24 protein-coding genes and 2 pseudogenes are annotated in these 26591 nt (G+C 59.4%); 25 read left to right on the top strand and 1 reads right to left on the bottom strand.

Annotation, left to right across the window (positions count from 1 at the left end):
* Window positions 1–169: 169 nt before the first annotated feature.
* From IPI01_21020 to IPI01_20975, 10 genes are all read left to right on the top strand, one after another.
* Window positions 170–625 (top strand): DUF362 domain-containing protein, encoded by a 456-nt coding sequence (locus tag IPI01_21020; GenBank protein ID MBK7260237.1) that lies wholly within the window; start codon window positions 170–172, stop codon window positions 623–625.
* Window positions 592–1164: a DUF362 domain-containing protein gene (locus IPI01_21015; GenBank protein ID MBK7260236.1), complete on the top strand. Its 573-nt coding sequence runs from the start codon at window positions 592–594 to the stop codon at window positions 1162–1164. Before IPI01_21020 ends, IPI01_21015 begins: the two co-directional genes overlap by 34 nt.
* 1177 nt (window positions 1165–2341) lie before the next feature.
* Window positions 2342–2989 carry a hypothetical protein gene (locus IPI01_21010; protein MBK7260235.1) on the top strand — a complete coding sequence of 216 codons (648 nt, stop codon included), beginning with the start codon at window positions 2342–2344 and terminating at the stop codon, window positions 2987–2989.
* Window positions 2990–4343: 1354 nt separating this feature from the next.
* The gene (locus IPI01_21005; GenBank protein ID MBK7260234.1) at window positions 4344–6575 is read left to right on the top strand and encodes a putative Ig domain-containing protein; all 2232 of its coding nucleotides are present in this window, start codon (window positions 4344–4346) and stop codon (window positions 6573–6575) included.
* 47 nt (window positions 6576–6622) lie between these two features.
* Complete coding sequence (locus IPI01_21000; protein ID MBK7260233.1) at window positions 6623–6832, top strand: hypothetical protein; 210 nt, start codon at window positions 6623–6625, stop codon at window positions 6830–6832.
* Window positions 6829–7314 carry a T9SS type A sorting domain-containing protein gene (locus IPI01_20995; GenBank protein MBK7260232.1) on the top strand — a complete coding sequence of 162 codons (486 nt, stop codon included), beginning with the start codon at window positions 6829–6831 and terminating at the stop codon, window positions 7312–7314. Before IPI01_21000 ends, IPI01_20995 begins: the two co-directional genes overlap by 4 nt.
* Before the next feature lie 224 nt (window positions 7315–7538).
* Entirely contained in the window at window positions 7539–8972 is a 1434-nt protein-coding gene (locus IPI01_20990) for a sugar transferase (GenBank protein ID MBK7260231.1), read from the top strand.
* Window positions 8973–9185: 213 nt separating this feature from the next.
* Window positions 9186–10493 carry a UDP-glucose/GDP-mannose dehydrogenase family protein gene (locus IPI01_20985; GenBank protein MBK7260230.1) on the top strand — a complete coding sequence of 436 codons (1308 nt, stop codon included), beginning with the start codon at window positions 9186–9188 and terminating at the stop codon, window positions 10491–10493.
* Between the two features lie 34 nt (window positions 10494–10527).
* Complete coding sequence (locus IPI01_20980) at window positions 10528–11466, top strand: SDR family oxidoreductase (protein ID MBK7260229.1); 939 nt, start codon at window positions 10528–10530, stop codon at window positions 11464–11466.
* Window positions 11463–12383, top strand: coding sequence for a DUF2279 domain-containing protein (locus IPI01_20975; protein ID MBK7260228.1), 921 nt, complete (start codon window positions 11463–11465; stop codon window positions 12381–12383). The genes IPI01_20980 and IPI01_20975 overlap by 4 nt, the downstream gene beginning before the upstream one ends.
* Before the next feature lie 35 nt (window positions 12384–12418).
* Here IPI01_20975 and IPI01_20970 read toward each other — a convergent pair whose 3' ends face one another.
* Window positions 12419–13114, bottom strand: coding sequence for a hypothetical protein (locus IPI01_20970; protein ID MBK7260227.1), 696 nt, complete (start codon window positions 13112–13114; stop codon window positions 12419–12421).
* A gap of 709 nt (window positions 13115–13823) precedes the next feature.
* Here IPI01_20970 and IPI01_20965 point away from each other — a divergent pair.
* The 15 genes and pseudogenes from IPI01_20965 (at window position 13824) to IPI01_20895 (ending at window position 26537) form a co-directional block, all read left to right on the top strand.
* Window positions 13824–13994: pseudogene (locus tag IPI01_20965) on the top strand (PAS domain S-box protein).
* Window positions 13995–14009: 15 nt separating this feature from the next.
* Window positions 14010–14381, top strand: a pseudogene (locus tag IPI01_20960) (PAS domain-containing protein).
* A 107-nt stretch (window positions 14382–14488) separates the two neighbouring features.
* Window positions 14489–16009: a PAS domain S-box protein gene (locus IPI01_20955; protein ID MBK7260226.1), complete on the top strand. Its 1521-nt coding sequence runs from the start codon at window positions 14489–14491 to the stop codon at window positions 16007–16009.
* Entirely contained in the window at window positions 16006–16302 is a 297-nt protein-coding gene (locus tag IPI01_20950; protein MBK7260225.1) for a response regulator, read from the top strand. Before IPI01_20955 ends, IPI01_20950 begins: the two co-directional genes overlap by 4 nt.
* A gap of 15 nt (window positions 16303–16317) precedes the next feature.
* Window positions 16318–17214 carry an HDOD domain-containing protein gene (locus IPI01_20945; protein ID MBK7260224.1) on the top strand — a complete coding sequence of 299 codons (897 nt, stop codon included), beginning with the start codon at window positions 16318–16320 and terminating at the stop codon, window positions 17212–17214.
* 21 nt (window positions 17215–17235) lie between these two features.
* Window positions 17236–18450, top strand: coding sequence for a response regulator (locus IPI01_20940; GenBank protein MBK7260223.1), 1215 nt, complete (start codon window positions 17236–17238; stop codon window positions 18448–18450).
* Window positions 18451–18474: 24 nt separating this feature from the next.
* Window positions 18475–19602 (top strand): response regulator, encoded by a 1128-nt coding sequence (locus IPI01_20935; protein ID MBK7260222.1) that lies wholly within the window; start codon window positions 18475–18477, stop codon window positions 19600–19602.
* Between the two features lie 146 nt (window positions 19603–19748).
* Complete coding sequence (locus IPI01_20930; protein ID MBK7260221.1) at window positions 19749–20861, top strand: DUF5009 domain-containing protein; 1113 nt, start codon at window positions 19749–19751, stop codon at window positions 20859–20861.
* A gap of 106 nt (window positions 20862–20967) precedes the next feature.
* Complete coding sequence (locus IPI01_20925; protein ID MBK7260220.1) at window positions 20968–21831, top strand: DUF2279 domain-containing protein; 864 nt, start codon at window positions 20968–20970, stop codon at window positions 21829–21831.
* A gap of 54 nt (window positions 21832–21885) precedes the next feature.
* The gene (locus IPI01_20920; GenBank protein MBK7260219.1) at window positions 21886–23655 is read left to right on the top strand and encodes a hypothetical protein; all 1770 of its coding nucleotides are present in this window, start codon (window positions 21886–21888) and stop codon (window positions 23653–23655) included.
* A gap of 128 nt (window positions 23656–23783) precedes the next feature.
* Window positions 23784–24248 carry a redoxin domain-containing protein gene (locus tag IPI01_20915; protein ID MBK7260218.1) on the top strand — a complete coding sequence of 155 codons (465 nt, stop codon included), beginning with the start codon at window positions 23784–23786 and terminating at the stop codon, window positions 24246–24248.
* A gap of 61 nt (window positions 24249–24309) precedes the next feature.
* A complete protein-coding gene (gene bcp / locus IPI01_20910; GenBank protein ID MBK7260217.1) occupies window positions 24310–24774 on the top strand; it encodes a thioredoxin-dependent thiol peroxidase in 465 nt (154 codons plus the stop codon).
* Between the two features lie 63 nt (window positions 24775–24837).
* Window positions 24838–25245, top strand: a complete 408-nt coding sequence (locus IPI01_20905; GenBank protein MBK7260216.1) for a 6-carboxytetrahydropterin synthase — start codon at window positions 24838–24840, stop codon at window positions 25243–25245.
* A 21-nt stretch (window positions 25246–25266) separates the two neighbouring features.
* The gene (gene folE, locus IPI01_20900; GenBank protein MBK7260215.1) at window positions 25267–25836 is read left to right on the top strand and encodes a GTP cyclohydrolase I FolE; all 570 of its coding nucleotides are present in this window, start codon (window positions 25267–25269) and stop codon (window positions 25834–25836) included.
* Window positions 25833–26537, top strand: coding sequence for an SDR family NAD(P)-dependent oxidoreductase (locus IPI01_20895; GenBank protein ID MBK7260214.1), 705 nt, complete (start codon window positions 25833–25835; stop codon window positions 26535–26537). Before folE ends, IPI01_20895 begins: the two co-directional genes overlap by 4 nt.
* Window positions 26538–26591: the final 54 nt, after the last annotated feature.

The raw sequence follows: 26591 nt of genomic DNA, 5'->3' as shown, positions 1-26591 counted from the left end.
GCGAGCCACAGGCGCTCTCGATCGCGCTCCATCAACTCATCGCCGATCCCGCGCTCAGGAAAAGGATGGGTGAGTCAGGCAGGAAACGATACGAATCCTTGTTTGAATTTGAAGGATTTTACACACGCATGGTCGAAACGTATCGCTCTACAGTGAAGGGTGGTGTTTCATGGCACGGATCTATTTAGATAACCTGGGGGCGGAATATCGCCCAGTGCTTGAGAAGGGGTTCGACTGGCTTGGGCTTCGCTCCCGGCTCAAGCCGGGGATCAGGGTTGCGATCAAGCCCAACCTTACATTCCCCTCATTTCGGCCCGGAGTCATGACGAATCCGGGTCTGCTCGAGTCGCTCGTCAGCCTATTAACTGATCACGGCTGTTCGATCAGCATAGTGGAATCTGATTCCGGCGGATACAACCGCTTCTCGATGGATGATGTATTCTCCGCAACGGGAATCCGCACCATAGCGCAAAGATTCAATGTCAGGCTCGTCAATCTCTCTGCTGTCGAGGGCCGACCGATCCCCGTGGTGAAAGGCAGACGACAACTTGTAGTTCCCATGCCCGTCCCCTGCTCGATTCGACTGACCTCATGTTCACCGTCCCGGTTCCGAAGATCCACATGAACACTGGCGTGAGCATTTCTGTGAAGAACCAGTGGGGCATCATCCAGGATCCCGCAGAGCGGCTCAAGCTGCATCCGGACTTCGCCGAGGTCATTTATGCTGTCAATAAGAATCTCCCACCTATCATCTCCATCGTCGATGGGAAATTCGGGCTGACCAGGAGCGGACCGATGGAGGGAGATGCCTTGGAACTGAATTGGCTCATGCTCTCCGATGATCTCTTCCGGGCTGACTTTCTGTGCTGCCAGCTAATGGGCATCGACCCGATGTCGATCTCCTATTTGCGCACGATCTTTGAAAGGGAAGGCATCACAGGCATGTCGGACGCAAGTCTCAACCGTGATCCGGCGCCCTTCACAACAGGAACACCGTTCTTCCTCAAGCGGAAGTTGACGGACTATCCCGGGTTGTGGGCATTTCATTCGCGGCCTCTGGCATACCTTGCCTACCGATCACCATTGGCGGGACTGTTGCATCGATTGCTTTATCTCGTCCGGACTCCTTTCTATGATTATGGAAAGGATCGGAAGGAAGGATAGGAATCCCAGCCGACACCCCTCCTCTTTCTGTACATTCTACAAACCTCCTAGCGTTCCTCCGCGGTAGCCCGCATAACCTCGCATTCCCGTCCGTTTTGAGCCCATTTGTGTGGCATTTGAATTGAACGACTGGTCATGGGTTACATGAATCAGTCGTGAGGAACGCATGCGATCGGTATCGGTACTCGGAATGCTTGTAGGTCTTGCTTGGTTGGCATTGTCCACTGCTGAAGGGCAGGTGCCTCTGCGTGAGGTCCGTGTGAACCTCGCCCTGCAAGAGACAACCGCGGTTGTTCATCTTCCGGGTGACATCGATTCATACCAGACGCGTAAGTACAAGGACGAGAGTACATTCTCCGGTCTTTTCCAAGTCGAGGAACGAGGAGTGGAGAATAATGTCTCTCTGGAAATCGCGAATACCGGTCGGACTACACTCCGTGACCTGCAAATTGAAATCGATGGCGTGAGATTCGTCTGGACGATCAACGACCTGATCAGCATGATTCCGCTTCGTCACCTCAAGACCGCGGAAGACACGGTCAGGGCGGTTTGGTGGTTCCTCTCCGGGCGGTTGCAGCACTGGCCGATAGGTTCCATTACTGTTGCTTGGGCTCTTCCACCAGTACGGATAGTGAACGCATTTGGCGGGGGCTCTGCCACGATGTGTCCCAGGTCGCCGCCGCGGTTTTGCAGGCCTTGGGATTCAAAGAATCCTCATCAATTGGCATCGGGAGCGGTCTTCATACAGTGGCACAAACCGTCCTTCCCGATCAGCGCCGAATCCCGATCGATGTCGATCTCAAGGCGATGTACCGGAACCGAGCACAGGGGGGGGGGCCACCTTTGGTGAATTAGCCGGAGATCAGGAACTCGTCGCGCGCGAGCATCACTACGGCTACAGCGCCCGGGAAGGCGAAGCCGACGAAAGAGTGGCGCTTATCTATAGTGATCAGATGCAGACCCTTCCCGTCCTCTCGGGTGACGCGGATACCGACAAATTGACGTTACGGCCAGATGAACGCATCGAGTACCGTTTCCGGAGAGGTCGGGGAAATACTATAGCTATCACCACTTCTACTATCCTCAATCCATGTCCCGCGAGGCATCCCCAAAGAGCCGCCTGGGATTTGTTGAGTATGCTCCGACGGATCTTGTCGCTGCGCTGAGGGACAGCGGGGTGCAAGGCACGAACCTGAGGGTGGTTGAATCTCTTCAGGGGACAGGAGTAGGCCCGGACGAAAGCTCGCGGGATGGTATCCTTCTCGTGCCGATGACCTCACCTTACATCATTACCGGCGGCATGGTCGTCATAAAGTACCTTATGCAGTCACCGCTGGCATCGGTTACGCTCGAGCTGTTGAAACCGGATGGATCAGAGGTCAGGGTCTATCGCGCCGCGCCGGGCGAGATCGGCGCCTTCGCGGATAGCATTAACCTATTTGATGCCATCGATCCTCAAGGGTCATTCATGCTTCCTTCGTTCGTCGTTCGGCTCAGTCTTGCGAGTGGGGGAGACAGCTCTGGTGTGATCCTGACTTCATTCTCGAGCCAAGCCATCTTTCAATTCGACCCGTTGGGCATTCCACGTCTGCGCTGCGGAGATAACACCATCACATTGCGGAAGGAGGATCAAGTCCTGGGCGAAGGAAGGGTCAGCGTTCGTTATGTCGTGGAAGAGATGACCAGCGGGATGGAACATCCCAGGGTCACGGTGTTGCATCCCCCGGTCATGGACGTGGCATCAAGCCCACGCCGGCTGGCATTCGCGTGGGAGCCCCCGAACGGCGCGAGTGAGGCTCGATCAGTGAATACCATGTTCAAGTGAGCGAAGACTCCCTCTTCGCATTTCCGTTCTCGTCTGCTTATGATATTCATACAACCCAGACTGGGACGGGGCCGGATCCGCGTTGGCTTTCACCTGGTGCGAATCCTCTCCGCAACGCCGTGCGCTACTTCTGGCGTGTAGCAGCACGCTTCACTGATGGCGCATATGCGGATTGGAGTCCGACCGCCACCTTTGAGAATAGGTCCAGCACCGCCCCCGAGGGATTGGCTGTAGCATATGCGCCTGACTCGATCAGCATTAGTTGGAGCGGTCAGGGGTCCGGGATCAGAGAAGGTGCGCCTGTGGGCAAGTGATCGTTCGGGTTCTATCGTCGTGAGGCGGTGCTGGTCGGCGAGTTCGCATCTAACCCTATCCTGCTACCGGCCCGCGGCACTGGCCATGCGTCCTTCGCATTCTACCGTGTGGAGCGGCTGAGCGATTCCTTGACAGTCCCGGAGTGGAGCATTGCTGCCGGCACACGGAGCGCGCAGCTCGCTCTCAGTATCGTTTCGCCTGCCCATGTGGGGGATTCGATCATCGCCCCGATCCTCCGCGTCCAACCGCAATACCGATATGCTGGCCCGAATGGAGAAGAGTTGATCACTTCGGATTCGATCGTCGCCCTTCACTCGTCGAATGAGCACTTCGTTGTCGAAGATGGCGTGCTACGCGGACGGTTCCAAACGCTGGCCGATTCGCTCGTCGGCATCCAGGGGACGTCGAGTCTATCGCACAATGTCCTGACTCGTTCGTCACGTTGCGCATGGATAAATACTCGCCCCGAGGTCCCACGGATCATCAGGCGTACGTGGTACTGATGAGGCGGTCAACACCACGATCCTGCTGGCCGAGGATCCCGATACTGCGGTCGGCCAGCAGTTCCGCATCGCGATCGATCAGGCTCCTTCATGGGTCCGCTTCGATGCCGCATCCAATGAACTCTCGGGCCTTCCCGGATCACCGACCTGGGATCCCACACCTTTTCGGTCGTTGCGGTGGACGATGCCGGTGACTCGTCTCATGGGTTGGTCACGATCGACGTGGAACACCTGAACCGCCGCCCGGCGTTCAGTGTGATGCCCCGTATGCGCGTGTTTGAAGATGATCCCTTACGGGTCGTGTGCGAAGCCCTGGATCCGGATGTGCGTGACTACCACGATACCGTTCGGTACCAGCTCGCTCGTCCTTCAAGTTGGTTGTCGATCAGTGCGTCCGACGGGATCCTGATCGGGAAGCCAGGCATTCAGGATCTTTGGGATTCTGTCGCACACGTCATCGCTGTGGACCTCTTGGGCGCCGCGGACACGCTCGCGTTGCACTTGAGCTCATCCATCGCAATCACCGCCCGATGATCATGACGAGTTCCCCGGTCCGTGCCATCGAAGGTGAGCTGTTCTCCTTCGACATTGCATGGAATGATGTGGACACGACTATCGGGCAGGTGGTCCGGTTGCGGGCGACCTCCGGCCCCGCCTGGCTTTTGTGTGACAGCATCAGTGGGAGATTGACTGGACGGCCAGAGGGAACCGACGTCGGTAGTACCGTTCTTACCCTTGTGGCCCTCGATGATTCGGGGGCGGCTGACACGGTCGGGTTGCCGTTGATCGTTCATCACGTGAATCACCGTCCGTCGTTCCAACACCCAACGATCCCCGTCGCCGTAGAAGACGTGCCGTTCGCGTTCCGTGTTTGGGCGCATGATCGCGACTCACTGAACTTCTCCGATCACGTGCGCTACAGCATGGCCCCGACTTCACACTGGCTACACGTCGATTCTCTCACTGGCGACCTCACCGGCATCCCCGGCATCAGCGATCTGAATGATTCCATATTCGTTGTGACGGCGATTGACGACAGCGGTGCTTCCGACACGCTTGCTCTGGAGATTCCGATCCGTCACATGAATCATGCGCCGTCATTCGCCGGGATACTGCCGATCACAGGTGCCGAAGATTCCTTGATGCGGCACCACCTCTTTGCGACAGATCGTGACAGCATCCTCGGTGACCGGATCCACTTTCGGATGATCTTCGGGCCCGGATGGCTGACCCTCGATACCCTGACCGGGATTGCCAGCGGCGTTCCGGGAGGAGGGGACGTCGGTGACGGGTCGTTGACCGTGATCGCACTCGATGACAGCGGTGCCTCCGCGACGCTCGTTCTGCCGTACGCGGTGCGCCATACGAATCACGCTCCACACGTGTCCGCACCCGGCACGCGGCTCGCCGTCGAGGATTCGCTCTACGTGTCGCAGATCGTCGCTACGGATGCAGATGCCGCCCGCTTCGGCGATACGCTCCGGTTCACCGCGATCCTGAAACCGGCATGGCTCACTCTGGATCCGCAGAATGGTACACTGACAGGTATACCCCGCGCCGGCCAACTGTCCGATTCTACCCTCGCAGTGGTCGTTGCCGATAGCAGAGGAGGATCTTCCTCCCTGACAACGACCATCTCGGTGGCACACACGAACCATGCTCCGGTGTTCGCCAGCATTCCGGAAAAGAACTCCGGCGCGGTCGAAGATGTACCCTTCACCATGAATTGCGCTGCGAGCGATGGTGATACCAAGTTCTTCGGCGACTCGCTAACGTACTCCTTTGGCGTGCATCCCCAATGGCTTTCTATCAATGGCTCCACGGGCATCGTGACAGGCACTCCGGCAGAATCCGACCACGATACGACGTTCACGGTGCTCGTGACGGATGGCCTGGCTACGACAACGTTGACGGTCCCGCTGTCCGTCCTGGAGGTCAATGATCCGCCAACGATCGTGGGAAAACTGAATGTCGTTCTTGCGGAGGATTCCTCGGCCGCCCTCGATCTGGCCCCGTTCGTCCACGATCCGGACAACCGCAGGGACGCGCTTCAGTGGGGGATCACTTCGGCTGTGGAAGGAGCGGACTACCACTTCTGCTCCGAGCCGCCCGATGGAGCACCGGTGGTGCATGCGGATGATGATAGCCTGGTGATCTATCTTGATACGGCATCAGCTCGCGTGTATGTGCAGGCACGCAAGAACTTCACCGGGTCCCTGCTCCCGATCGTGATCACCGTCTGCGACCCGGATGGGCTGACAGCGACCGATACACTTATGGTCACTGTTGTCCCGGTCAATGATCCTCCGGTCCTTTCGCGGTTCGAAGAGATCACGGCGGCCGAGGATGATAGCGTCCTCGTGCCGAACGCGCTCCTCGCTTCGCTCGTCACTGATCCGGACGATGCAGATTCTCTTCTCCTGTGGCATTGCTCCGGTTCGACGATGGTCACGCCGACCCGCACACAGGACGGAATGCTTGTACGCTTTGCTTCCAACTGGCACGGAACCGATAGCATCACGATCACGGCCATGGACAGGGCAGGGGCGTCGGACTCCGTGCGTGTGGCTCTTCGTGTGCTGCCGGTGAACGATCCTCCGGTCCTTGCCCGTGTTCCCGACCTGGCCGTGCATCGCGATTCCATCATCACGTTCTGCCTCTCCGGGTATGTGTCGGATGTGGATGACTCGACGGCCGGCTTCCGCGCCGGGATCGGCCCGATCGGTCCCGCCATTTCCGGTGACCCCGATGTGCGCTCGGCCAGCTGAGCAAGACGGGTCCCTCTTCGTCTCTGCACCTCGCGGTTGACAGCCTGATGAATGTGAGCATCTCGTTCACCGGGCCGTACGAGTGCACGAACCTTCCTCTGGTCGTGCGTGTGTTCGACCCGCAGGGTGCGTTCGGAACTGACACGCTCTTCCTGACGGTTGCGGCACCGGACCAGCCCCCGGTGATCCTGGCGATCGCGGACACGGTCGTCGTTCCCGGACAGCCGTTCGGCCTGCCCATGTTCGCGCACAATTGATCAACGATGCCGCCCCTCTCTCGTTCTCCGTTGAGGGGCCCGCGTGGCTGAGCATCGATTCGACCGGCACATTGACCGGCATTCCGCCCAGGGCGGCAGAAGATTCGGTGCTGGTGATCGTGACGGACAGCAGGGGGGCATCGGATTCGCTCCGGTTCCGGATCGTCGCCCGTGGCACCGTGGCTCCGGATGTGCCGGCGGACTATGTGATGTTCCAGAATTACCCGAACCCCTTCAATCCTGCCACGACCATCCGGTTCGGCCTGCCGGAACCGAGCAGAGTGCATGCTGAGGTGTTCAATATCCTCGGACAGCTCGTTGCAACGATATTCTCTTCCGATCTTCACGAAGGCTATCATACCGTGCAATGGTCGCCCGTGGGTCTGGCAAGCGGTGCGTACATCATAGTGCTCGAAGCGCACGGGCTCGTGTCGGCGGGCAGGGACGCGAGGATCATCAAGAAAGTGAGCCTGGTCCGATGAAGATCGTCGCAGGGCGGTGGATGCGCCGCTCCTGCATCCTGCTTCAGCCTCCAGTTCAATGGAGAGAACCGCAGAACGCGCCGGCACGAGGAATTGAGGTTTAGCGACGACAGCTCATGTGAAGTTGCATATGTCGTTGCCAATCGCTATCTTTTGCCCTATAGCATGCAGGAACTTCAGGGGAGCGATCCAGCCTCCTGCATCTCGCGAACTTTGGTTCTCTTATGCCTTCACAACAGGCGTTCATCCGGCGCAACTGGCGGACCGTCATCGCTGTCGGGTCTCTCGGGTTTGATGCCGCGGTTATCACGGCTGCGTTCCTCTTCGCCGTGCGGGTGGAGATGACAGGGGTGTCATTCTCCGAGGCCCTGTCGCAGTATGCCTGGACGCTGGCGTCGATCCTGGGTGTCTTCCTTCTCCTCTTCACCTCACTCGGGGTGTATCGCACCACTGCGCAATCCTCGTTCTATCGCCAGGCATACCTCGCCGGAAAAGGTTTTGTGTTCAGCGTCGCCATTATCCTGACCGGCTTGCTGCTGGTCTACGGAAGCGGGATCTCACGCCTTCTGCTGCTCGCATTCTTCCTCAGCTACCCGTTCCTCTACCTTTCGGCGTGGTATCTTGCCCGGAACATCCTCCGCGCGCTTCGCAGGCTCGGATTCGGCCGCTGGAATACGCTGGCGATCGGCTCGAACCCCTACCTGGGAAGCCTCCTCCGCCGCCTGGAGCGGTTCCCGGACCTCGGGTACGTTGTCGTCAGTGTGATCACCACACCGTTCAGCGAGAACGGCGACAACAACCTGCACGTTGAACGGAGCACGGTCGAACGCGTGGTAGAAGACAAGCACATCGAATTGATCACGATCTCGACCGCCCAGTTGAACGGCTCCTACGAGGTGCTGGAGTCGCTGTGTAAACGGGAACGGATCGGGATGCGTGTGATCTCCCCCGAGGCGGATTTCCTCTTCTCGAAGGCAGGCCTTCACGACATCGCGGGGATCTCGATCTATACTCCCACGCGCCATCGGGTCGATTTCGCCAAACGGATCATCAAGCGCTTATTCGATATCGTCGTGTCATCCCTCTGCATCCTGATGCTTTCGCCGATCTTCATTGCGGTCGCTCTCGCGACAAAACTGGAATCCCGCGGGCCGGTGTTCTTCCGCCAGAAGCGGTCGCTCTCAGACGAGGACGTGCCGTTCGACTTCTTCAAGTTCCGCAGCATGTATCAAGGTGCGGATGCGGAAAAGGAAAAGCTCTTCCATCACAATGAAGCCAACGGGGCATTGTTCAAGATGCGGGACGATCCCCGCATCACGAAAGTGGGGAAGATTATCCGGCGCTACAGTATCGATGAACTGCCACAGCTCTTCAACGTGCTGATCGGCGACATGAGCCTGGTCGGCCCCCGCCCGCTTCCCGTGTCCGATTACCGGCGTATGAAGGAGGAGGATGCCCTGGGAGGGTATTTCCGTCAGCGCACACTCTCTAAACCGGGTATGACGGGCTTGTGGCAGATCTCCGGCCGCAGCGATATCGGCTTCCGCGAGATGGTCCTTCTGGATCTGTACTACATCGAGAATCAGTCGATCCTGTACGACCTCGAGATCCTCGCGCAGACGGTGCCGGTAGTGTTCTTCGGCAAGGGGGCATACTAAGAAGCAGAAACGTCCGCGTGGTGCATGCCGCCATGTCGGGCGGGTTCGGGGTCTTTCCCATGGGCGGTGCATCAACCGTCATTGCCCGAATGGATGCGTGGTACTCGTAGGGGCGGTGCATGCACCGCCCTTACAAGTTTTTGGGCATTTTGAAACTCTCAGCGGTTTTCCGTATACTCGATGAAGTCGTCGAATGAATAAGAGGGGATATCGATGAAACTCAGCGTTGTCGGCACCGGATACGTCGGACTCGTCGTTGGAACGTGCTTTGCAGAGAGCGGCAACGATGTGATCTGCGTGGATGTGGACGAACAGAAGCTCAGAACTCTCCGGAAGGGCGAAAGCCCCATCTACGAGCCCGGACTCACGGAATTCCTCAAGAAGAACATCGCGGAGAAACGGCTCACGTTCACCTCCGACCTCGACGCTGCCGTGAAGAAGTCGGAAGTGATCTTCCTCGCATTGCCCACACCCCAGGCGGAGGATGGATCCGCGGACCTGCAGCACGTCCTGGAGGTCTCCCGGAAGATCGGCCGCATCATGAACGGGTACAAGGTGATCGTCAATAAGAGCACTGTGCCGGTCGGGACCGGCGACCGCGTGCGTGAGATCATCGCGAAGGAGACGAAGCATCCGTTCGATGTCGTTTCGAACCCCGAGTTCCTCAAGGAAGGCGCGGCGGTGAACGACTTCATGAAGCCCGACCGCATCGTGATCGGCTCCAGCAGCCCGAAAGCCCTCGCGATCATGCAGGACCTCTACGGACCGTTCGTCCGGACCGGCAACCCGCTGATCGTCATGGACATCCATAGCTCCGAGCTTACAAAGTATGCGTCCAATTCGTTCCTCGCCACCAAGGTGTCGTTCATGAATGAGATCGCCAATCTCTGTGAACGCCTCGGCGCCGACGTGGACCTCGTGCGGAAAGGGATGGGGACGGACGAGCGCATCGGCACCCAGTTCCTGTTCGCGGGCATCGGGTACGGAGGGTCGTGCTTCCCCAAGGACGTTTCCGCGCTGCTCAATACCGCACGTACGAACGAGTACGATCTGCAGATCCTGGAGGCCGTTGAGGCCGTCAACCGCCGACAGAAGCTCGTCATCGTGAACAAGATCAAGAAGCATTTCAGTGCCGGGTTGAAGGGGAAGGTGATCGCGCTCTGGGGGTTGGCGTTCAAGCCGAATACGGACGACATGCGCGAGGCTCCGGCGCTGACGGTGGTGGATGCGCTCGTCCGCGAAGGTGCGCTGATCCGCGCCTTCGATCCGGCGGCGCTGGACGAGGCGAAGAAACGGTTCGGCAAAGGGGTGAAGCTCGTCGATAACAACTATGACGCGGTGAAGGGCGCGGATGCCCTCGTCCTGCTGACCGAGTGGAACGAGTTCCGGCGCCCGGATTTTGAGCGCATCAGATCGCTCCTTCGCGAACCCGTGGTCTTCGACGGGAGGAATATCTACGATCCGAAAGTGATGCGGGAAAAGGGTTTTGTCTACTACGGGATCGGACGCGGCAACTCGTAGCTTGAAGCACTCTCTCTTCGTTCAGGAGGCCATCGTGAAGCACGCAATCGTTACCGGCGGGGCCGGATTTCTGGGATCTCATCTGTGCGACAGGCTCCTTGCTGAAGGATGCAAGGTGACGGCGATCGATAACCTCATCACCGGAGATGTCCGGAATATCGCGCACCTCCTCGGCAATGAGCATTTCCGATTTCTGAAGCATGACGTCACGGAGTATATCTTCGTCGACGGCCCCGTGGATTACATTCTGCACTTTGCTTCGCCGGCAAGCCCGATCGACTACCTCAAGCTGCCGATCCAGACATTGAAGGTCGGCTCGCTCGGGACCCATAAGGCGCTGGGCCTTGCCAAGGCGAAGAATGCGCGGTTCCTGCTGGCGTCCACATCGGAAACCTACGGCGACCCGCTGATCCACCCGCAGCCGGAATCGTACTGGGGCAACGTGAACCCCGTCGGCCTGCGCGGCGTCTATGATGAAGCGAAACGCTTCGCCGAAGCGATGACGATGGCGTACCACCGATACCACGGTGTCGAGACCAGGATCGTGCGCATCTTCAATACCTATGGGCCGCGGATGCGCATCAACGACGGCCGCGCGATCCCGGCGTTCATCTCGCAGGCTCTCCGTGGCGAGGATGTGACGGTGTTCGGCAATGGCCTCCAGACCCGCAGCGTGTGCTACGTGGACGATCTCATTGAAGGGATCCACCGGCTCCTCCTGTCGGATCTCCCGGATCCGGTGAATATCGGCAATCAGGCCGAGATCACCATGCTTGACCTTGCACGCGAGGTGATCGCGCTGACCAACAGCTCAAGCCGGATCATCCACAAGGACCTCCCGGAGGACGACCCCAAGATACGGCAACCCGATACCACACGCGCACGCACGCTTCTCCATTGGGAAGCACGCGTGGACCGGAAGGTGGGGCTGACAGCGACGGTGGAATACTTCAAGAAGACCATGCAACGATGAAGCAAGCGAAGAGGGACGTGGGAGGAAGGAAGCATGGCGGCATGACGAGGGACGGGGTGGTTTCCCTTGTGTTGATGTTCCTTCTTGCCTGCATGTCCCTCCTTCCTTCTCCTGCGGTTGCGCAGGAGACTGCTCCCTACGCCGGCTATTCCCGCGAGAACATCACCCCGCTCCGCCAGGGCGCCGCCACCGGCATCGTCGCGATCGTCGGCGCAGGCATGATCGCCGATGCCTATTTCACCTGGTGGAAGGATGCCGAGCGCCCCTTCTCGTTCTACTCGGATCATTGGTTCGGTGGAACGGTCCGCGGACTCGACAAGGTCGGGCATATGTATGGGACGTATCTCGAGTTCAAGGGGATGCGTGAGGTGATGCTCTGGGGCGGGTATTCTCCGGAGGCATCCTACTGGTGGCCCGCCGGCATCGCGATCTTCCATGCCCTCGAGATCGAACTCGGGGATGCCTTCACCCCCTACGGGTTCGACCCCCAGGATCTCCTGTTCGGGCTCATGGGGGTGGGCTACGGAATGCTGCAGACCCACTATCCGTACCTGTACAATTTCAATTTCAAGGTGAGCTTCTGGCCGAAACAGGGTTTCACGACCCCGGCGAACTTCACGAGCGACTATGATGCGATGACGGTCTGGCTGACCGCCAATATGCATAACGTCCTTCCGGGTGCGGTCGGCGAGAGCTGGCCGGAGTGGCTGCAGGTGGGTGTTGGCTACGGCGTCGGATGGGGGAATGCGCGCCGGGAATTCGTGATCGGCCTCGATCTCAATCTGGAAGGGTTCTCAACGCACAACGATCACGTGTTGGTCGTCGAGCGCGTGTTCAACAATTATCACTTCCCGGCACCGGCATTGAAATTGACGGAGGGGAAGGGGCCGTTGGGGTACCTGCTGCATCTGAGATAACACCGCATCATTCTCCAGTTCCTTCCGTCGCCAGTTCAGTCGCTGAAGTCGAACGCAAATCCTGCTGCGATCGCCTCCCGACGGATGTTGTAGTATTCACCGAAATTGTCCCAGCCGTTCTGATACGACAGGAACAGCCGCACACCCTTCGCATTCCATGCTCCGAACTTCACTCCCGCCTCGATGGTGTTGCTCCCGATGACCGCCGGGGTGCCCATCAATGTGAAATGATGCGCACCGTAGATGTGCGGTGAACCCGGCGCGTGAATTTCCCACCCTCCCAGGAGTGTCCATTTGCGTATCGCGACCGGTTTGACGATCGGCGCGTAGGTGATGCCTGCGTAAGGCCGCAGAAGCCACTCCCCCCACCGATGGTGATAGGCCGCAATGACCTCTGCGTAGTTACGTGAGAAGGGGAATGGGTCATTCCCGTCACGCCACATTCCCAGATCGTCGTTGTAGTGTCCATCGACCATATGTGCGCTCAGATGAAGGAATCGGAAGCGGAAGCTCCAGGCCGAGGCGCCATGCAGGCTGAGACCGAGTCCGAAGAATCCGTCCGCGGCATCGATCTTCAACCGGTAGCCCCGGTGGTCGTTCGCGAGTGCGTAGGCAAAGAAGAGTGCGGAGACGCGCAACGTATCGGTACCCCAGCGATGCTCGTAGGCATCGACGGCATTCCCGATGGCCACCTTCATGCGGGAGGTCCCGATCTCCTGTGCGATGCCCATCCGTGGTTCCTCATGGTTGGCGAAGAGCGGGGTGAAACCCGTTCCGGGGGGAAACCAATGTGACGCGGGCACGCCTTCCTGGGCTCTCGCCGACCAAAAGGAAAAGGTTATGCAGAAAGCTCCGATCAGGGCCGCAAGGGCCCGACCCGAAATGCGTGGATGAACGTTCAATGATCTCATTGCCGGCTATGTCAGGTTGTGAATGCCTCAAAATACCATTTCCTTGACCGAAAATCCATGCGTCACCTCAAGTACCGCTTGAAGGGAAGAGTGTGAGTGCAACGATTTCCACTGGCACAGGAATTGCGATATAGTATGTGGGGAAGTGTGATGGGGCCGAACGGGAGAGATTTGTGATCCGGGTGCATCGCAGGGACCGGGGTAGTGTCCTTCCTTGCGCATATGTCCGAGAACCGAAGGGCCGACCCATCCCCGGGATGCAGCGGACCTCGCAGTCCAAGTGGGAGTAGCACGTGGCGCTACAAGAGACTGTACACACGGGTGAGCAGGTGATCTCCAGGATCGTCAATGGCCTTCAGGATGCGCTGTATTGCATCGACGCCACGACAGGAGAGTATACCTATGTCAACCCCGCTTTTGAAGCATTGACCCGCTATACGCTCGAGGACATCCACGTCATGGGCGGGCGCGCCGCGTTCGATGACGCTACCCGGACCACGGGTCCGGTTCCGGCGGTCTTGCCGGGGACGTGTCCGTTTCAGGTGCCCCGACCGTTGCGGATGACGAGCGATGGTTCCGCCGGAAGGATGGAACGATCATTTGCCTCGAAGACAGGTCCGGCTCGATCACGGAGAGCGGACTCATCGCTGCCTACACGGGCGTGCTGCGCGATGTGACCGACCGGAAGGCGTGGGAGACCGAGACCGTAAAGAAGATGGCACTGCTCCGGACGGTCGTGGACAGTCTTCCGGATATTGTCTACGCCAAGGATCTGCAGGGGCGCAAACTTCTCTCCAATCTCGCCGAGGTTCGTGAGTATCTGCATTGCGCGTCCGAAGCAGAGGTCCTGGGTAAGGATGACTTCGCATTCTATGAAGAGGAACTCGCCGCAGAGTTCACCCGTTTAGACCAACAGGTCCTGCGCACCGGCGAAGGGATCATCGACCATGAGATGTCCATCCTCGATCGCTCAGGTGTCCGGCGATGGGTGCTCTCCACGAAGGTACCCTTCCGGGACGCCGCAGGGAACATTGCGGGGCTGGTAGGGATCGGCCGGGACATCACGGACCGTCACAGCGCGGAGGAGTCGATGCGCCTCTTCCGTGCGCTCATCGACAACTCGAACGATTCGATCGTGGTCGTCGATCCGGCATCCGGGCGTTTCTCGATGCGAATGAAACCGCGCTCCGGACGTTGGGGTACAGCCGGGAGGAATTCCTGCAGCGGACGATGGCGGACATTGATGACAGCGTGGACGCCAACCGTTACGCACAGCTCCTTGCGGACCTCCAATCGAAGGGTGGAGCGATGGTGCACCGGCACCAACGGCGCCGGGACGGATCCGCGTTCCCCTCCGAGGTCAGTGTCAACCTCGTCCATCTCGACAGAGATTACATCGTGGCGGCGATCCGCGATATCTCAAAGCGGGAGGCGGCGAAGGAAGCGTTGCGGCAAAGCGAGGAGCGCTTCCGGCTCGTCTCCGAGAACATCGCGGACCTTCTCGCGATCATCGACCCGTCCGGGGTGTGTGAATATGCGAGCCCTTCCCATCTTCAGGATGGTCTTCCTCCTCATACCGTCGAGGGTCAGGACTATCTCTCCCTGATCCACCCGGGCGACGTCTCACGTGTTCGTGACGCGATCGCGAGGGTTGTCGAAGGGCATGGACATCAATCGATCGAGTTCCGGCTCCGCACCGGAGAGGGCTTCTGGCGGTTCAAGGATGCCTCGATGACGCTCATTGTGGACGACGCGGGGGCGCGACTCCTCGTTCTTGTGCGCGACATGACGGAGAGAAAGCTTCAGGACGAACAGCGTCAGGAACTGGAGCATCAACTCAGTGAACGCAACGCCGTCCTGGAGAAGACCATCGCCGAGGTCCGGCAGATGCAGGAAGGGCTGATCCAGTCCGAGAAGATGGCCTCTATCGGTCAACTCACCGCAGGGATCGCACATGAGATCAACAACCCCCTGGCGTTCGTATCGAGCAACTTGAATCGGTTCGGCGAGTACTTCAGCGATGTCCTCAGTGTGCTCAAGGCGTGGGATGGGGTGAAGGCTCAACTGCAGCAGGACCCGCAGTTCCAGCCGCTCTTGATGCTCATCGCGAAGACCGAGGAACAGGCGGATGTCGAGTTCGCGGCGACGAATTTCCCGGTGCTCATGACGCACACGAGCGAGGGGACGGAACGCATCCGGAGCATTGTGGATCGCTTGCGCGGCTTCTCGCACATGGCGACGGAGAGTTATGCTGAGGCGGACATGAACGCCGCACTCGACGACACGATCAATCTTACCTGGAATGAGCTGAAGTACAAGGCCACGATCGTCAAGGAATACGGAGAGGTGCCGCGGATCAGCTGCAATATCGGCGAGATCAAGCAGGTGCTTGTGAATCTTCTGGTGAATGCCGCGCAGGCCCTGAAGGACAAGGGGACCATCACGTTACGAACGAAGGAGGATGCCGGGAACCTGGTAGTGCAGGTCGCCGATACCGGGAGCGGTATACCCGAGGAACATCTCAAACGCATCTTTGATCCGTTCTTCACCACGAAACCGGTAGGGAAGGGGACGGGATTGGGGCTCTGGATCTCCGCCACGATCATACAGAAACACGGCGGGAACCTGACGGTCGATTCCGTGGTAGGGTCGGGCACGACAATGACGATAGCCCTTCCGCTTGTACGTGACGCAGGTACGGGGGAGGCAGCATGACTGAGACCACGGTGCCCCGCAATGAAGCGGCGAAAGTGACCCACCTTGCCCCCGTCGTGGTCTTCGTTGACGACGAAGAGGCGATCCTGGCGAGCCTCCGGAGTCTGTTCCGGCGTGCCGGGTATTCGATACATACGTTCCAGCGCGCCCCCGATGCCCTCGAGTTCATCCGCGGTATCCCGGCCGATGTGATCATCTCGGATCTCCGTATGCCGGTGATGACCGGCGCGGAATTCCTGAACCACGCATCGGGGATCAATCCGCAGGCGGTGCGGATCATGCTGAGTGGGTAGGAGGACAAGGGCGTCGTGATGGACGCCCTCTCCAGGTCCCTTGCGCAGCATTATGTCCTGAAGCCCTGGGAGGACGCCGGACTGCGGGACCTCGTGCAGCATGTGCTGGAGCAGCTCAGCACGCAGCGCAAGGATCGGTTGTCGGAGATCCTGCGGACGGTTGCCACGCTTCCCGCCCCTCCGGGCTTTCATACAAAGGTCCATGAAGTGCTGACGCGCGATGGCAGCTCGGTCTCGGATATCGCGCATGTGATAGAGAAGAGCCCGCCGATCGTCGCCAAGCTCCTCCGCGTCGCGAATTCGGTCTACTACGGGAGCAGGAAGCCAGTATCGAGTGTGCATGATGCCGTGTTCTTCATCGGCACGGAGTATGTGGCAGGCCTTGTTGCAGCGATCGAGGCATTTGAAGGATTCGCATGTGCTGCTCAGCAGGAATGCATTGCGGAGATCGAGCGTGTGTGGAACGCGGCCGTGAGCCGGTCTTCCATCGCGAAGCACATCGCCGAGCACTGGCAGGAGTGCGATGTCCGGGAGGAGGTGTATGTTGCATCGTTGCTCCAGGACCTCGGTCAGGTCGCTCTGCTGTGCTACGATCCTGCGCGCTACAAGGAGTATCGTGCCTCACGCTCCGACGCCGCAGGCATGGATGGGAATGCGGAGTACGCGTTCTTTGGGAGCGGTCACGACGCCATTGGAGCAGCTCTCCTGGAGTATTGGAATTTCCCGCGGCCGATCATCGCGGGAGTGTCGTTGCATCACAAGAGGACGGGCGGTCAGGTCTTGCCGCAGATCCTGCAGCTTGCGGACATCCTGCAACGCGGGAATGCCGCTTTTCCGCACGATCCCGCTGTAGATGAACTCGTCGATCCGTGGAGGGACCGGATCATGAATGGAACTGGAGCGACCCGCTAAGGTCAAGGACGAAGGATGACTATGGAAGCATATCAACGTAACAACCGCATACTCTATGTCGATGACGAGGGTGCCCTCCTATCGGCCTTCAACGCGATGCTCCGGAAAGAGCCTGTGGAGGTGGTCACGCTGCAGGATTCCACAAAGATCGAACAGGTGCTCACCGACAACGGTCCGTTTGCCGTCGTCTTTTCGGATCAACGAATGCCCGGGCTTGACGGTGTGGGAGTGCTCGAGGCCGCCGCGCGGATCCATCCTGCGTCGATCCGCGTGATGATCACCGGCTTTGCGGACCACAACGACACGCTTCGCGCGATCAATGTCGGTGGCATCACCTCCTATATCTCCAAACCATGGAACGATGACCACCTGAAGGCCCTGGTGCGGGAGTCGGTACACCGCTACAATCTGGCAGGGGAGAATGCCTACCTGCTGGAGGCGTTGAAGGTGGCAAATGGATCGCTGAAGGAGGCCCTTGACGGTACGGTGGCGGGTACCGTACGGCTCCTTGGTGACATGATCCAGACACTGAATCCCGACGCCGGCACGCGTGCTATGCGCGTACGTCAACTCGGTCGCGCCTTCCTGGAGATGATGCCGGAGATCCCGGAGGGAGAGCGCCGGGAGATCACGATCGCCCTCGATCTGGCGTTCCTCGGGGTGGCGGCATTGCCACCCTGGATCCAGGTGACGCTGAACAAGCAGGGATTCAATTCTCTCGAGCGTTTCCCTGCCGTGCGTGCTCACCATCTTATCGCCGCGGGATTGGTCAAAGAGATCCCGGGGTTCGAGAATGTGGCGCGCATGCTGCGCCTGCATGGCAAGAACTTCGACGGGAGCGGGGAACCCGCCGACGAACTCGTGGCCGGCGAGAAGCTCCCGCTTGGAGCGCGTATGTTGCACATCCTCGTGGAACTGGACAAGAAGACCACCGACAAGTTCCGGGGCCGCGAGATCCTTGATTGGATGCTGCGTCAGCCGGCGATGTTCGACACGAATCTGATCAACCGGATGCTCAAGCGGCCGGAATCCGCATCGCCGGACGGAACGAGCGCCGACCTCGGTATCGAGGACTTGAAGCCCGGCATGGTGCTTCTCGAAGATGTCTTGAGCTCGGAGAAGCAAGTGCTGATGCGTGCAGGGACGTCCATGACCGTCATGTCGATCAACATTCTCAAGCAGTGGCATCTGAAGGACCCTCTCCCCGCGATGGTGCGGGTGAAGGTCCAGGGGTGATCCGGAGGGAGCCGGGGATTGACCATGGAACCTTACAAACGCAATACACGCGTGCTGTACGTGGATGACGAACAGGCGCTGCTCACGGTGTTTGGCCTGTTGCTCCGCAAAGAAGGGGTCGAGATCCATACGCTGCAGGATCCGACGCAGATCGGTTCCATGCTCGATGAACACGGCCCGTTCGCCATCGTGTTGTCCGATCAGCGGATGCCGGGAATGGACGGCGTCAAAGTGCTCGAGGCCGTCGCGCATCGCCATCCGTCGACGGTCCGCGTTATGGTCACCGGATTCGTGGACCACGCCGACACCACCCGTGCGATCAACGTGGCGGGCATCGCTTCGTATATTGCGAAGCCCTGGAACGACGCGCTGTTGCGCATACTCATTCAGGAATCTGTGGACCGCTACAACCTGACCGAGGAGAAAGCGCATGTTGCCCACCAGCTTGCGTCCTCCCAGGAATCCCTGGCGGCACTTCTGGCGCAGGCGACGAACGGAGACATCCATGAACGCCGGGATGCGGTGGAGCTCGTGGCCTCCCTCGTGCGCGAGAAGGAACTTATGCTCAAGGAGATCCACCACAGGGTCAAGAACAATCTGCAGATCATCTCCAGCGTCCTCAATATGCAGGCCATGAACATCACGAGCATCGCCGTGCGGGCCCCCTTCGTTCGGGCCACGGGCCGGATCCGCTCCATGGCCATGGTACACGAAGCACTGTACCGATCCGACGATCTCGGGAGCATCGATTTCACGCGCTACCTGGAGAATCTGGCGAGCGAGATCAGCTCGATCTTCAACATGGAATCGGTGTCCTGGAGCGTCACGGGGGAGCGTCTGGCCCTCGGCATCGATCTCGCCGTGCCGCTCGGGATGATCGCCCATGAACTCATCACGAATGCATTCATGCACGCCTTCAAAGGGAGCGCAAAGGGGACCGTCACGGTCACGCTCCTCCGTGGCGATGCCGGCGGGTTGACGCTGTGCATCCATGATGATGGATGCGGCCGCAGCAGTGTGAAACCAGCAGCGTCGGGGATCGGGCTCACGCTCGTGACCGCTCTCGTGGAGGACGTCGGTGCGACGCTGTCGTGCATTGAAGACGCCGGCACACACTACCGCCTCGACCTGCCCACAGCGATGACGAATTGAGAGGAGCGGGATCCCGGTGTCATGCCGGGATCCCACGCCCATCGCCGGCACGGCTCCGCCGGAGCTGCTTGACAATTTCCGTTTTTCCCGCTATCCTTCTGTCATCTGACTGCACGCCTTCCGTTCCTCCTGCACAGGATTGACCCATGGCACACGACGTAGCGCCCACCGGGCGTCTCGACTCACTTGATGCATTGCGGGGATTCGATATGCTCTGGATCTCCGGCGGCGACATGCTGCTGTCCGCACTCCGCGACATCACCGGATGGTCCATTCTTCATGCGGCGACGGAGCAGATGGAACACGTGCCGTGGGAAGGATTCCACTTCTACGACCTGATCTTTCCGATGTTCCTGTTCATTTCCGGTGTCACGATCCCGTTCGCGGTGTCCCGCCGCCGGTCTCGCGGCGAAGGCTCCGCCTCGCTCTTCTGGCGCTTCACGCGTCGCGCGCTTCTGCTGATCGCGCTGGGCATGATGTACAACGGATTCTTCAACTTCGACTGGCCGAACACGCGCTACGCGAGCGTGCTTGCGCGGATCGGCCTTGGATACTATTTCGCTGCGCTGATCGTCACCCATGCCTCGCCAAAGATCCAGTCCGTCATCGCCGGTGCGATCCTCCTCGGCTATTGGGCGGTCGTCGCCCTCGTCCCGGTCCCCGGGATCGGGGCCGGGGTGATCACGCCGGAGGGGAGCATCGTAGGATATGTCGACCGGCTCCTGCTTCCCGGAAAGCTCTGGTTCACGATCTATGATCCGGAGGGGATCCTCTCGACGATCCCTGCCGTGTCCACCGCCTTGCTCGGTGCGCTCACGGGGCATCTGCTGATGCGCACGGATGTGGGGCAATGGCGGAAGGCCGGGATGATGGCCGGGGCCGGCATTGCCCTCCTCCTGCTCGGCCATCTGTGGGGGATGGTGTTCCCCGTTATCAAGAACATCTGGACCAGTTCGTTCGTGCTTGTGACGGGGGGGTGGAGCCTGATACTCCTTTCGGTCTTCTACGCGGTCATGGATGTCATCGGCTGGAAGAAGTGGGCATTTCTCTTCGTCCTGATCGGGGTGAATCCTCTGACACTCTACCTGACGCAGGCGGGGATGATCAACTATGACACGACCGTGCAGTATTTCCTGGGGGGACTTCTCCGGATCATCGGTGCGCCCTGGGCACCATTCTGGTTCGCCGCAGCATTGTTGTCCTTGAAGCTGGGATTCCTGTACATTCTGTACAGGAACAAGGTCTTCCTGAGGGTGTAGCGGGCAGGAACCTGGCCCCGGAACAGATGGCGGAGAAGGGGAGGAACGATTGACCTTCTCACATGAATCCGCTACTTTGAGGGCATCACTGATCCACAGAATCGGAATGCCCATCCGTACCGCCGTCGTCCTCATCGTGCTGTCACTCGTCCTTCCGGATGCGCTCGCGGTGCCGCAGCCGGACGACGATAGCACCGGAGTGAACGGCACGCGCCTGGCGATCGTCGCGGGAACTGCCGCCGCCGGCATCACGGCGATCCACCTCTACCAGCAGAATGCCTGGTGGAAGGAGCATCGGACAAGTTTTCATTTCCGCGAAGACCTCACGTACGCCTCCAACGTTGACAAGATCGGTCACCTGTACGGTGCCTCGGTCATGACCTTCCTCTTCAGCAAGTCCTTGCAGTGGGCCAACCTCTCGGAAGGCAGTTCTCTCGTCTGGGGGGCGACCGGTGCCACAGTGTTTCAGACGTACGTGGAGATCGAGGACGGGTACTCCGAATTCTGGGGGTTCGATCGGGTGGACTTCGCCGCGGATCTGGCCGGGGCCTGGTACCCTGTGCTGCAACACTACGTCCCCGAGCTGAAGAATGTGCAACTCCGCTTCAGCTACTATCCAAAGGATGCGGGAGCTCCGTCAGCCATCGCGGGACAGACGAAGACGATCATCGATGACTACGAGGGGCAGACCTTCTGGATCACGGTAACGCCGCATTCATGGTTCCCCGCGGCGGATCGGTGGTGGCCAGATTTCCTCGGGATCGCCGTGGGGATGGCCGTGCGCGACAACGTGAGTGACAACAGGTATCTGGCGTGGTATCTTGCCCCGGAACTTGATTTCCGCTTCATCATTCCCCGCAGCACATGGTTCCTGAGAACATTGGGGGAGGCATTGAACTTCCTGCATCTCCCGATGCCTGCGGTGAGGATCGGGCCGGGAAACGCGGTGTGGTACGGCTTGTACTTCTAATTAAGAATGAAGAACTAAGAATTCTTGATTCTTAATTTGCACGAGGGAGAGTTCATGGTGACTATGAAGAGGGTATGCTGCATAGCGGTGCTTCTGGTTTGGGCTCTGGGCTCGATGCATGCCCCCGCCTTCTCCCAGGCCGAGAATGTTCCGGCGCATGATCCGGTGATGTGGTTCCTGAAGACCATGGAGGTGAAAGGCGTCCTCAGGAGTTTTGACGATGTCGTCCTGCCGATCTCCCGGGCTGCCGTTGCGCGCTACCTGACAACCATCGATGCATCCCGTGCCGTCCTCTCCGCGGTGGAGCGGGACAGACTCGACGATCTTCTCTCCGAGTACCATTACGATATCACCGGATCCGTCTCCCGGTTCGATGCACTCATCAGTGCGTCCGGCGACAGGGTGGATTCCGTCGGGTCAGGGATACATCCCGGCCGCGAGCGCGTGGCTGTCCTCCATGCCGACAGTGCCGTCACGCTGTTCGCCAATGCGCTGGTGTCCTTCGACACGCGAAGGATCTCGGGAGATGCCTTCGGGAGTTCGGGGGCGCAATACCTGGAGGCAGGCATCCGCGCCCGCGGCACGCTCCTCGGCCATCTGGGCTACAGTTTCCGCATGACCAATGCGCAGTTCTGGGGGAGTCGCGACCTGCTCTTCCGGGATGAACGGATCGCGCAGAGCCACGCACTCGGTGTGGGGAACATACAGAATTTTGATCTCGCGGAAGGTTCCGTCCGGTATGATGCGGGTTTCCTGTCGGCGCAGATCGGGCGCGACCGCGTGCTCTGGGGGAACAGTGTGTTCGGAGAGAAGATGGTCCTCTCGGACCATCCCCGCGCGTTCGACTACCTCCGGGCCGATCTGACGTACGGCGTGTTCAGGTACTCCTTCATCCATGCCTGGATCCTCGGTACAGAATCCCGTGTCTTCTTCATGATCGGCAACGACTCCTCGACAAGTCACAGCGAGCCGGTGATCTCGGACAAGTACTTTGCCGCCCACCGCTTCGGCCTTTCGTTCCCCGGGATCATCGATATCGGTTTCCAGGAAATGGTCGTGTACAGCAACCGGTCCGTTGATCTGGCCTACCTCACCCCCTTGTCGTTGATCGAATCCACCCAACGCTCACGGGGAGAGCGCGACAACGTCATGTGGGTCTTCGACCTCAAGACCCGATTCATCCCGAATGTTCAGTTCACCGGGACGATCCTGTATGATGACATCAACGTGCCGGATATGTTCTCGGATCTCTGGACGGACCGGTATGCCTGGCAGGTGGGTGTTCACTGGGCCGATCCCTTCACTCTGCCCAACACCGACCTGATGGTGGAGTACACCCGCGTCGAGCCCTACGTGTTCAGTCATGGCCGCTCGCGTGACGATAATTTCACGAGTCTCGGGCGCATTCTCGGGCCGGGCGTCGGGCCCAACGGGGATGCGTGGCAAATCGGCGTGACCTTTGTGCCACGGTGGAACCTCAGCATCAGAGGGAGTGTTCTATTGGGGCGGCAAGGCTTGAACTATGTCAACCCCTGGACGGGCGAGCTGGATCGGAATTTCGGGGCGGATCCTCTGATCCCGCACCGCAATGAGGACCCCGAGCGTAAGGTGTTTCTTGCGGGGACCCTCCAGAAGACACTGAGAACCGACGTTGAGGCAGTGTGGGAGCCGATGAATGGCCTCTGGATCGAGGGGTTGTACAGGTTCGAGTCAGTCCGATTTCCGTATGGGCTGCACTTCTTCACGCTGGACGGTTCCTTGCCGGCAGGCTGGGCGGATTCCAGGGACCATTACGGATCACTGACCATACGGATGGAGTTATGAGCGGACCGACCATGCTGCATGAAGGACGTCGGTACCGGCCTTCGGTTGCCGCGATGCTGTCCTTCGTGTTCTTGCTGTTCGGCGATACGACCATTTCCTCATCACAACCCACACACGAGGGCAAACCCATGTCTGTTACCGTAGGTTCAAAAGCACCGGCGTTCACCCTGTTCGATACCGACCGCAAGCCCCGTTCGCTCGCGGAGTTCGCCGGCAAGAAGGTCGTGCTGGTATTCTACCCCGGTGCGTTCACCGGCGCCTGCACGAAGGAGATGTGTGCATTGCGTGATGCGATGGCGGCATTCAATGCGGTCGATGCTCAGGTCCTCGGTATAAGTGTGGATTCACCGTTCGCCAACAAGGCGTTCTCGGATGCGAACAAACTGGCATTCCCGTTGCTGAGCGATTACTCCCGTGAGACAAGCAAGGCGTACGCCGGTCTCTACGCGGATTTCGCCGGAGTGCAGGGGTACACGGCATCGAAGCGCGCCGTGTACATCCTCGATGGCCAGGGCGTCGTGACGTACGTGTGGATGACGGATACGCCGGCCACCGAGCCCCCGTATGAAGAAGTGAAAGCAGCGCTGAAATAAAGCCGATGGCAGAAGGACAAGAACTGATATCTGAACGGAACGAAGAACCACGAGAACAAAGATGAAAGAACTCAAGGCCGGAGACGCAGCTCCGGCATTTGAGCTTCCCACCGGGGACGGGGGGAAGCTCGCGCTGGCCGACCTGAAGGGAAAGACGGTCGTCCTGTATTTCTACCCGAAGGACAACACCTCTGGCTGTACGAAGGAAGCGTGCGCGTTCAACGACACGCTGGCGAAGATCAAGAAGAAGGGTGCGGTGGTCGTGGGCGTGAGCCCGGATAGCGCTGCCTCCCATGCGAAGTTCGCCGGGAAGTACGACCTGTCGTTCCCCCTGGTCAGCGACGAGTCGAAGAAGATGCTGGGTGCCTACGGGGTGTGGAAAGAGAAAAGTATGTACGGGCGGAAGTACATGGGCGTGGAACGCACGACGTTCATCATCGATGGGAAAGGGAAGATCACCCACGTCTTCCGGAAGGTCAAAGTCGACGGCCACGTGGAAGAAGTCCTTGCTGCCCTGGCTGAATAACCCCGCCAGGGATCTGGCATCATGCTGTCATTCGTCATTCTGAATTCTGAACTGGTCATTCCTATGGTCTACGTCACCCGCAAAGCCCACTTCGCAGCCGCGCACCGGTTGTATAACCCTTCCTGGTCGATGGAGGAGAATTACAAGGTGTTCGGCAAGTGCAACAATCCGAGCGGTCACGGACACAATTACAACATCGAGGTCACCGTCGCGGGGATGCCGCCGGCGGAGACGGGCATGGTGATCGACCTGAAGGTGCTGGCAGAGATCGTGGACCGCGAGCTGATCGAACTCGTCGACCACAAGCATCTCAACGTCGATGTGCCTTTCCTGACCGGGATCATCCCCACCGCGGAGAACATGGCCATGGCGTTCTGGAAGGTCCTGGCGCCGAAGATCCCGTTCGGCACCCTGTACTCCATCAAGCTCTATGAATCCGAGAACAATCTGGTAGAATACCGCGGAGAATAAGTGGACAAGAACACTGCTGCCATGGATCGTGGCGAGATGGAACAGGTGATCGAGAAGTTGCTGAAGAACATCGGTGAGGACCCGCAGCGTGAAGGGCTGCTGCGGACCCCGCACCGGGTGGCGAAAGCCTATGAGTTCCTGACGAAGGGGTACCGGGAGGATATCAGCAAGGTCCTGAATGATGCCATCTTCAATGAGAAGTACAGCGAGATGGTCATCGTGAAGGACATCGACTTCTTCAGCATGTGCGAGCATCACATGCTGCCGTTCTTTGGCCGGGCGCATGTGGCCTACATTCCGAACGGGAAGATCGTCGGACTCAGCAAGATCCCGCGGATCGTTGAAGTGTTCAGCCGGCGCCTGCAGGTGCAGGAGCGGCTGACGCAGCAGATCGCCGAGACGATCTACGAAGCTCTCAACCCTGAAGGCGTTGGCGTCGTGGTCGAAGCCCGCCACATGTGCATGATGATGCGGGGCGTGGAAAAGCAGAATTCGCTGGCCACCACCAGCGCGATGCTCGGCGTGTTCCGTGAGGATGTGAAGACACGCGGAGAGTTCCTGCACCTTATCGAAAGCAAACTGAGCGCATGAAACGGCTCGAAGGCAAGGTTGCCATCGTGACCGGTGGCAGCAAAGGGATCGGGCGGGGGATCGGCGAGGCGTTGGCCCGCGAAGGGGCCCACGTCATTCTCGCGGCGCGCGATCAGGAAGTGATCCGGGAGGTGACGGTAGGGATGCGTGCGGCCGGCCTCCATGTGCGCGGATTGCAGGCGGACGTGAGCAAGGAGGCGGATGTCGAGCGTTTGGTCGACGATGTGATCCGCACCGAGGGCGGGCTGGACATCCTGGTCAACAACGCTGGCTGGGGAGTATTCAAGCCTGTCATCGACATGACCGTGGCGGAGTTCGACGGGATGTGGGCCACGAACATGCGTGGCGTGTTCCTTATGAGCAAAGCGGCGGTCCCCCATATGCGGAAGGCCGGTGGCGGCGACATCGTGCATATCGCTTCGCTGGCGGGAAAGAATGCGATGAAGAATGGCGCCGGCTATTGCGCCACGAAATGGGCGCTGCGCGGCTTCGCCGGTTCGATGATGCTGGAGGTCCGCGAGTACAATATCCGCACGATCACGATCTGTCCGGGTTCGGTCGAGACCGGATTCTCAACATCGGGAAAGAAGGGGGCGAACATTCCGCAACCCGCGGATGTGGCTGCAGCCGTGCTCTTTGCTGTTACGGCGGAGGGGAGGGCGATGTTCAGCGAGATCGACCTGAGGCCCACGATGCCCTAGTGGGCGCAGTCAGAGGGCATGACTGAAGGGAAGAAGGAGCGAGGGTCTCTTTCT

Source organism: Ignavibacteriota bacterium (assembly GCA_016707525.1).
Classification (GTDB): domain Bacteria; phylum Bacteroidota; class Ignavibacteria; order UBA10030; family UBA6906; genus JAGDMK01.
The sequence above is the reverse complement of the archived record's forward strand: the minus strand, read 5'-3'. Positions and strand labels throughout refer to the sequence as shown.

Coding starts and splice junctions, on each gene's coding strand:
- IPI01_20905 (MBK7260216.1), top strand. CDS start 24,838: ATGGTCTACGTCACCCGCAAAGCCCACTTCGCAGCCGCGCACCGGTTG.
- IPI01_21000 (MBK7260233.1), top strand. CDS start 6,623: ATGAATGTGAGCATCTCGTTCACCGGGCCGTACGAGTGCACGAACCTT.
- IPI01_20895 (MBK7260214.1), top strand. CDS start 25,833: ATGAAACGGCTCGAAGGCAAGGTTGCCATCGTGACCGGTGGCAGCAAA.
- IPI01_20925 (MBK7260220.1), top strand. CDS start 20,968: ATGCCCATCCGTACCGCCGTCGTCCTCATCGTGCTGTCACTCGTCCTT.
- IPI01_20940 (MBK7260223.1), top strand. CDS start 17,236: ATGGAAGCATATCAACGTAACAACCGCATACTCTATGTCGATGACGAG.
- bcp (MBK7260217.1), top strand. CDS start 24,310: ATGAAAGAACTCAAGGCCGGAGACGCAGCTCCGGCATTTGAGCTTCCC.
- IPI01_20985 (MBK7260230.1), top strand. CDS start 9,186: ATGAAACTCAGCGTTGTCGGCACCGGATACGTCGGACTCGTCGTTGGA.
- IPI01_20915 (MBK7260218.1), top strand. CDS start 23,784: ATGTCTGTTACCGTAGGTTCAAAAGCACCGGCGTTCACCCTGTTCGAT.
- IPI01_20935 (MBK7260222.1), top strand. CDS start 18,475: ATGGAACCTTACAAACGCAATACACGCGTGCTGTACGTGGATGACGAA.
- IPI01_20950 (MBK7260225.1), top strand. CDS start 16,006: ATGACTGAGACCACGGTGCCCCGCAATGAAGCGGCGAAAGTGACCCAC.
- IPI01_20970 (MBK7260227.1), bottom strand. CDS start 13,114: ATGGGCATCGCACAGGAGATCGGGACCTCCCGCATGAAGGTGGCCATC.
- IPI01_20975 (MBK7260228.1), top strand. CDS start 11,463: ATGAAGCAAGCGAAGAGGGACGTGGGAGGAAGGAAGCATGGCGGCATG.
- IPI01_21005 (MBK7260234.1), top strand. CDS start 4,344: ATGACGAGTTCCCCGGTCCGTGCCATCGAAGGTGAGCTGTTCTCCTTC.
- IPI01_20990 (MBK7260231.1), top strand. CDS start 7,539: ATGCCTTCACAACAGGCGTTCATCCGGCGCAACTGGCGGACCGTCATC.
- IPI01_20920 (MBK7260219.1), top strand. CDS start 21,886: ATGGTGACTATGAAGAGGGTATGCTGCATAGCGGTGCTTCTGGTTTGG.
- IPI01_21020 (MBK7260237.1), top strand. CDS start 170: ATGGCACGGATCTATTTAGATAACCTGGGGGCGGAATATCGCCCAGTG.
- folE (MBK7260215.1), top strand. CDS start 25,267: ATGGATCGTGGCGAGATGGAACAGGTGATCGAGAAGTTGCTGAAGAAC.
- IPI01_21015 (MBK7260236.1), top strand. CDS start 592: ATGTTCACCGTCCCGGTTCCGAAGATCCACATGAACACTGGCGTGAGC.
- IPI01_20930 (MBK7260221.1), top strand. CDS start 19,749: ATGGCACACGACGTAGCGCCCACCGGGCGTCTCGACTCACTTGATGCA.